The organism is Staphylococcus sp. HMSC072E01 (assembly GCF_001814125.1).
GTDB lineage: Bacteria > Bacillota > Bacilli > Staphylococcales > Staphylococcaceae > Staphylococcus > Staphylococcus hominis.
This window is the reverse complement of the sequence record NZ_KV814985.1, coordinates 1-7,572: the sequence shown is the minus strand read 5'-3', so window position 1 is coordinate 7,572 and position 7,572 is coordinate 1. Positions and strand designations below refer to the sequence as shown.

General features: G+C 29.8%; 7 protein-coding genes and 1 pseudogene. 6 read left to right on the top strand and 2 right to left on the bottom strand.

Annotated features, from left to right (window positions below; genetic code table 11):
* Positions 1–13: 13 nt before the first annotated feature.
* From HMPREF2953_RS11105 to HMPREF2953_RS07870, 3 genes are all read left to right on the top strand, one after another.
* Positions 14–403 (top strand): hydroxymethylglutaryl-CoA synthase, encoded by a 390-nt coding sequence (locus HMPREF2953_RS11105; protein ID WP_020444595.1) that lies wholly within the window; start codon positions 14–16, stop codon positions 401–403.
* Positions 404–1,159: 756 nt separating this feature from the next.
* Positions 1,160–1,903: a glycerophosphoryl diester phosphodiesterase gene (locus HMPREF2953_RS07875; protein ID WP_000958858.1), complete on the top strand. Its 744-nt coding sequence runs from the start codon at positions 1,160–1,162 to the stop codon at positions 1,901–1,903.
* Between the two features lie 96 nt (positions 1,904–1,999).
* A complete protein-coding gene (locus HMPREF2953_RS07870) occupies positions 2,000–2,428 on the top strand; it encodes a MaoC family dehydratase (RefSeq protein ID WP_000872606.1) in 429 nt (142 codons plus the stop codon).
* 45 nt (positions 2,429–2,473) lie between these two features.
* Here HMPREF2953_RS07870 and mecA read toward each other — a convergent pair whose 3' ends face one another.
* A complete protein-coding gene (mecA, locus tag HMPREF2953_RS07865) occupies positions 2,474–4,483 on the bottom strand; it encodes a PBP2a family beta-lactam-resistant peptidoglycan transpeptidase MecA (protein ID WP_001801873.1) in 2,010 nt (669 codons plus the stop codon).
* A 96-nt stretch (positions 4,484–4,579) separates the two neighbouring features.
* Between mecA and mecR1 the strand changes: the two genes are divergently transcribed.
* Together mecR1 and mecI are read left to right on the top strand one after the other, a co-directional pair.
* Positions 4,580–6,337, top strand: a complete 1,758-nt coding sequence (gene mecR1 / locus HMPREF2953_RS07860) for a beta-lactam sensor/signal transducer MecR1 (protein ID WP_070672740.1) — start codon at positions 4,580–4,582, stop codon at positions 6,335–6,337.
* The gene (gene mecI, locus HMPREF2953_RS07855) at positions 6,337–6,708 is read left to right on the top strand and encodes a mecA-type methicillin resistance repressor MecI (protein ID WP_000369214.1); all 372 of its coding nucleotides are present in this window, start codon (positions 6,337–6,339) and stop codon (positions 6,706–6,708) included. Before mecR1 ends, mecI begins: the two co-directional genes overlap by 1 nt.
* Positions 6,709–6,792: 84 nt before the next feature.
* On the opposite strand, the gene psm-mec is transcribed toward mecI, so the two are convergent.
* Positions 6,793–6,861: a phenol-soluble modulin PSM-mec gene (psm-mec, locus tag HMPREF2953_RS11320; protein ID WP_014532405.1), complete on the bottom strand. Its 69-nt coding sequence runs from the start codon at positions 6,859–6,861 to the stop codon at positions 6,793–6,795.
* 333 nt (positions 6,862–7,194) lie between these two features.
* Between psm-mec and HMPREF2953_RS07850 the strand changes: the two are divergent.
* Positions 7,195–7,542, top strand: a pseudogene (locus tag HMPREF2953_RS07850) (MarR family transcriptional regulator); the annotation flags it as partial.
* Between the last annotated feature and the right edge of the window lie 30 nt (positions 7,543–7,572).

The following is a 7,572-nucleotide window of genomic DNA, read 5'->3' as shown; positions in this document are numbered from 1 at the left end:
AATTATACTATAAATTCAACTTTGCAACAGAACCGTATTATGGAATAGAGATGTTGGTAACATTTATACAGGATCATTATACTTAAGTTTAATTTCGTTATTACAGAACCACACATTCCAACCAGAAGAGAAAGTATGTCTATTTAGTTATGGTTCAGGAGCAGTAGGAGAAATCTTTAGTGGTTCAATCGTTAAAGGATATGACAAAGCATTAGATAAAGAGAAACACTTAAATATGCTAGAATCTAGAGAGCAATTATCAGTCGAAGAATACGAAACATTCTTTAACAGATTTGATAATCAAGAATTTGATTTCGAACGTGAATTGACACAAGATCCATATTCAAAAGTATACTTATACAGTATAGAAGACCATATCAGAACATATAAGATAGAGAAATAAACTAGTGGCCGATTGTGCTTGATGAGCTTGGGACATAAATCCTAACTCGAAATAAATAAGCATATCACTAAACTGATTTTTTAAAGTTTACAGTGATATGCTTATTTTTTTATCTTACGATTTTGTACGTGCATGCTTGCCTAGGGGTATGGCTCGAGCCATTAGTCTCTCGCACATACTATTCCCTCAGGCGTCAGCACTTACAAAATCGGTTGTAATTTTCATTTTTATACGCATTCTTACTGAGATTATACTAATAAGAGGAATAGTAAAAGCAATTCTAAGTAAAATTGCAGATAAGAGGTTTGTTAAAAGCAGTTCTCAGTAAAATTACAGATAAGAGGTACGTTAAAAGCAGTTCTAAGTAAAATTGCAGATAAGAGGTACGTTAAAAGCAGTTCTAGGCAAAATTGCAGATAAGAGGTGCGTTAAAAGCAGTTCTCAGTAAAATTGCTGATAAGGGGTAAGTTAAAAGCAATCCTAAGTAAAATTGCAGATAAGAGGTAAGTTAAAAGCAATCCTAAGTAAAATTGCAGATAAGGGGTACAGAAAAACTAGACTTGATTACAAAATGGAGCTTGGGACATAAATGATTTTTTAAAAATGAGATGAGACGTAGATTAACTCCATAATCAATACGAATCTATCGACTTCTTTATTTATGATATTCATCTCTTTTTAATGGAAATAAAAGTGCGATTAATGTGATAATACAGTTACGTTAATTAAAAAAATAAAAATGCAAGGAGAGGTAATATGCTAACTGTATATGGACATAGAGGATTACCTAGTAAAGCTCCGGAAAATACAATTGCATCATTTAAAGCTGCTTCAGAAGTAGAAGGTATAAACTGGTTGGAGTTAGATGTTGCAATTACAAAAGATGAACAACTGATTATCATTCATGATGATTATTTAGAACGGACTACAAATATGTCCGGGGAAATAACTGAATTGAATTATGATGAAATTAAAGATGCTTCTGCAGGATCTTGGTTTGGTGAAAAATTCAAAGATGAACATTTGCCAACTTTCGATGATGTAGTAAAAATAGCAAATGAATATAATATGAATTTAAATGTAGAATTAAAAGGTATTACTGGACCGAATGGACTAGCACTTTCTAAAAGTATGGTTAAGCAAGTGGAAGAACAATTAACAAACTTAAATCAGAATCAAGAAGTGCTCATTTCAAGCTTTAATGTTGTGCTTGTTAAACTTGCAGAAGAAATCATGCCACAATATAACAGAGCAGTTATATTCCATACAACTTCGTTTCGTGAAGACTGGAGAACACTTTTAGATTACTGTAATGCTAAAATAGTAAACACTGAAGATGCCAAACTTACTAAAGCAAAAGTAAAAATGGTAAAAGAAGCGGGTTATGAATTGAACGTATGGACTGTAAACAAACCAGCACGTGCAAACCAACTTGCTAATTGGGGAGTTGATGGTATCTTTACAGACAATGCAGATAAAATGGTGCATTTGTCTCAATAGAAAGTTAGAGGTGAGTCTTACGTTTCAGTGACGGTAGACTTACCTTTAACATGTTACATACTAAAAAATTAATTTGAATAAGAAAGAGAGACATATATGAAATACGATGATTTTATAGTAGGAGAAACATTCAAAACAAAAAGCCTTCATATTACAGAAGAAGAAATTATCCAATTTGCAACAACTTTTGATCCTCAATATATGCATATAGATAAAGAAAAAGCAGAACAAAGTAGATTTAAAGGTATCATTGCATCTGGCATGCATACACTTTCAATATCATTTAAATTATGGGTAGAAGAAGGTAAATACGGAGAAGAAGTTGTAGCAGGAACACAAATGAATAACGTTAAATTTATTAAACCTGTATACCCAGGTAATACATTGTACGTTATCGCTGAAATTACAAATAAGAAATCCATAAAAAAAGAAAATGGACTCGTTACAGTGTCACTTTCAACATACAATGAAAATGAAGAAATTGTATTTAAGGGAGAAGTAACAGCACTTATTAATAATTCATAATAAAACAGTGAAGCAACCATCGTTACGGATTGCTTCACTGTTTTGTTATTCATCTATATCGTATTTTTTATTACCGTTCTCATATAGCTCATCATACACTTTACCTGAGATTTTGGCATTGTAGCTAGCCATTCCTTTATCTTGTACATCTTTAACATTAATAGCCATCATCATGTTTGGATTATCTTTATCATATGATATAAACCACCCAATTTGTCTGCCAGTTTCTCCTTGTTTCATTTTGAGTTCTGCAGTACCGGATTTGCCAATTAAGTTTGCATAAGATCTATAAATATCTTCTTTATGTGTTTTATTTACGACTTGTTGCATACCATCAGTTAATAGATTGATATTTTCTTTGGAAATAATATTTTTCTTCCAAACTTTGTTTTTCGTGTCTTTTAATAAGTGAGGTGCGTTAATATTGCCATTATTTTCTAATGCGCTATAGATTGAAAGGATCTGTACTGGGTTAATCAGTATTTCACCTTGTCCGTAACCTGAATCAGCTAATAATATTTCATTATCTAAATTTTTGTTTGAAATTTGAGCATTATAAAATGGATAATCACTTGGTATATCTTCACCAACACCTAGTTTTTTCATGCCTTTTTCAAATTTCTTACTGCCTAATTCGAGTGCTACTCTAGCAAAGAAAATGTTATCTGATGATTCTATTGCTTGTTTTAAGTCGATATTACCATTTACCACTTCATATCTTGTAACGTTGTAACCACCCCAAGATTTATCTTTTTGCCAACCTTTACCATCGATTTTATAACTTGTTTTATCGTCTAATGTTTTGTTATTTAACCCAATCATTGCTGTTAATATTTTTTGAGTTGAACCTGGTGAAGTTGTAATCTGGAACTTGTTGAGCAGAGGTTCTTTTTTATCTTCGGTTAATTTATTATATTCTTCGTTACTCATGCCATACATAAATGGATAGACGTCATATGAAGGTGTGCTTACAAGTGCTAATAATTCACCTGTTTGAGGGTGGATAGCAGTACCTGAGCCATAATCATTTTTCATGTTGTTATAAATACTCTTTTGAACTTTAGCATCAATAGTTAGTTGAATATCTTTGCCATCTTTTTTCTTTTTCTCTATTAATGTATGTGCGATTGTATTGCTATTATCGTCAACGATTGTGACACGATAGCCATCTTCATGTTGGAGCTTTTTATCGTAAAGTTTTTCGAGTCCCTTTTTACCAATAACTGCATCATCTTTATAGCCTTTATATTCTTTTTGTTTTAATTCTTCAGAGTTAATGGGACCAACATAACCTAATAGATGTGAAGTCGCTTTTCCTAGAGGATAGTTACGACTTTCTGTTTCATTAGTTGTAAGATGAAATTTTTTTGCGAAATCACTTAAATATTCATCCATTTTTTTAACGGTTTTAAGTGGAACGAAGGTATCATCTTGTACCCAATTTTGATCCATTTGTTGTTTGATATAGTCTTCAGAAATACTTAGTTCTTTAGCGATTGCTTTATAATCTTTTTTAGATACATTCTTTGGAACGATGCCTATCTCATATGCTGTTCCTGTATTGGCCAATTCCACATTGTTTCGGTCTAAAATTTTACCACGTTCTGATTTTAAATTTTCAATATGTATGCTTTGGTCTTTCTGCATTCCTGGAATAATGACGCTATGATCCCAATCTAACTTCCACATACCATCTTCTTTAACAAAATTAAATTGAACGTTGCGATCAATGTTACCGTAGTTTGTTTTAATTTTATATTGAGCATCTACTCGTTTTTTATTTTTAGATACTTTTTTTATTTTACGATCCTGAATGTTTATATCTTTAACGCCTAAACTATTATATATTTTTATCGGACGTTCAGTCATTTCTACTTCACCATTATCGCTTTTAGAAATATAACTGCTATCTTTATAAACTTGTTTGAAATTTTTATCTTCAATTGCATCAATAGTATTATTAATTTCTTTATCTTTTGAAGCATAAAAATATATACCAAACCCGACAACTACAACTATTAAAATAAGTGGAACAATTTTTATCTTTTTCATCAATATCCTCCTTATATAAGACTACATTTGTAGTATATTACAAATGTAGTATTTATGTCAAAATAATGTTATAATTTTTGTGATATGGAGGTGTAGAAGGTGTTATCATCTTTTTTAATGTTAAGTATAATCAGTTCATTGCTCACGATATGTGTAATTTTTTTAGTGAGAATGCTCTATATAAAATATACTCAAAATATTATGTCACATAAGATTTGGTTATTAGTGCTCGTCTCCACGTTAATTCCATTAATACCATTTTACAAAATATCGAATTTTACATTTTCAAAAGATATGATGAATCGAAATGTATCTGACACGACTTCTTCGGTTAGTCATATGTTAGATGGTCAACAATCATCTGTTACGAAAGACTTAGCAATTAATGTTAATCAGTTTGAGACCTCAAATATAACGTATATGATTCTTTTGATATGGGTATTTGGTAGTTTGTTGTGCTTATTTTATATGATTAAGGCATTCCGACAAATTGATGTTATTAAAAGTTCGTCATTGGAATCGTCATATCTTAATGAACGACTTAAAGTATGTCAAAGTAAGATGCAGTTCTACAAAAAGCATATAACAATTAGTTATAGTTCAAACATTGATAATCCGATGGTATTTGGTTTAGTGAAATCCCAAATTGTACTACCAACTGTCGTAGTCGAAACCATGAATGACAAAGAAATTGAATATATTATTCTACATGAACTATCACATGTGAAAAGTCATGACTTAATATTCAACCAGCTTTATGTTGTTTTTAAAATGATATTCTGGTTTAATCCTGCACTATATATAAGTAAAACAATGATGGACAATGACTGTGAAAAAGTATGTGATAGAAACGTTTTAAAAATTTTGAATCGCCATGAACATATACGTTATGGTGAATCGATATTAAAATGCTCTATTTTAAAATCTCAGCACATAAATAATGTGGCAGCACAATATTTACTAGGTTTTAATTCAAATATTAAAGAACGTGTTAAGTATACTGCACTTTATGATTCAATGCCTAAACCTAATCGAAACAAGCGTATTGTTGCGTATATTGTATGTAGTATATCGCTTTTAATACAAGCACCGTTACTATCTGCACATGTTCAACAAGACAAATATGAAACAAATGTATCATATAAAAAATTAAATCAACTAGCTCCGTATTTCAAAGGATTTGATGGAAGTTTTGTGCTTTATAATGAACGGGAGCAAGCTTATTCTATTTATAATGAACCAGAAAGTAAACAACGATATTCACCTAATTCTACTTACAAAATTTATTTAGCGTTAATGGCATTCGACCAAAATTTACTCTCATTAAATCATACTGAACAACAATGGGATAAACATCAATATCCATTTAAAGAATGGAACCAAGATCAAAATTTAAATTCTTCAATGAAATATTCAGTAAATTGGTATTACGAAAATTTAAACAAACATTTAAGACAAGATGAGGTTAAATCTTATTTAGATCTAATTGAATATGGTAATGAAGAAATATCAGGGAATGAAAATTATTGGAATGAATCTTCATTAAAAATTTCTGCAATAGAACAGGTTAATTTGTTGAAAAATATGAAACAACATAACATGCATTTTGATAATAAGGCTATTGAAAAAGTTGAAAATAGTATGACTTTGAAACAAAAAGATACTTATAAATATGTAGGTAAAACTGGAACAGGAATCGTGAATCACAAAGAAGCAAATGGATGGTTCGTAGGTTATGTTGAAACGAAAGATAATACGTATTATTTTGCTACACATTTAAAAGGCGAAGACAATGCGAATGGCGAAAAAGCACAACAAATTTCTGAGCGTATTTTAAAAGAAATGGAGTTAATATAATGGATAATAAAACGTATGAAATATCATCTGCAGAATGGGAAGTTATGAATATCATTTGGATGAAAAAATATGCAAGTGCGAATAATATAATAGAAGAAATACAAATGCAAAAGGACTGGAGTCCAAAAACCATTCGTACACTTATAACGAGATTGTATAAAAAGGGATTTATAGATCGTAAAAAAGACAATAAAATTTTTCAATATTACTCTCTTGTAGAAGAAAGTGATATAAAATATAAAACATCTAAAAACTTTATCAATAAAGTATACAAAGGCGGTTTCAATTCACTTGTCTTAAACTTTGTAGAAAAAGAAGATCTATCACAAGATGAAATAGAAGAATTGAGAAATATATTGAATAAAAAATAAAATTGTTGTGTTTACAACAATACATAGAAAACAGAGGAAACAATCAAGTCGTTGAATATTTCCTCTGTTTTTTAGTTGAAAAAATTAACCGAAAGCCTGAATGCAAGTCTTGATTAAATCAATAATGCTTGTAATAACACCAGTGAAATCCATATGCATACCCTCTTTCTATTTAAGATACATTAAGTATAATATCAAACAAATAAAAAATGTTAAAAATTCCCTAATTGGCTATTTAGATTGCATAAATGTCAAAAATTTGAAAAACATACAACGACTTTGCATAAAAAATCGTCATATTGGAAATACGTAATTTATTGAAATAATAAAAAAAATAAAAGAACGAAGATGATAACCTAAGTGAGGTTTTAAGTTGTTCTAAGGTTTAATTTAATTTATGTTAAAATAGTTGGTATAAAAATACATGATAAACTATAAACTAAATTCAAAATAACTTATGGGGTAGGCAATTATGGAAAATAAAATATAAATGATAATGAAAAAAGAGTGCTAAGGGAAATTTATAACCATCATAATATTTCGCGTACTCAAATATCTAAAAATCTTGAGATTAATAAGGCAACGATTTCTAGTATTTTGAATAAGTTAAAGTATAAATCTCTTGTTAATGAGGTTGGTGAGGGTGATAGCACGAAGAGTGGTGGTAGAAAACCTATTCTTCTGAAGGTTAATCATCTTTATGGTTATTTTATTTCTTTGGATTTAACTTATAGTTCTGTTGAAGTGATGTACAATTATTTTGATGGTAATGTCATTAAGCATGAATCTTATGATTTACCTGATGAAAAGGTTAGTAGTATATTAAGCATGGTTCTGTTGCAAAGTTGAATTTATAGTATAATT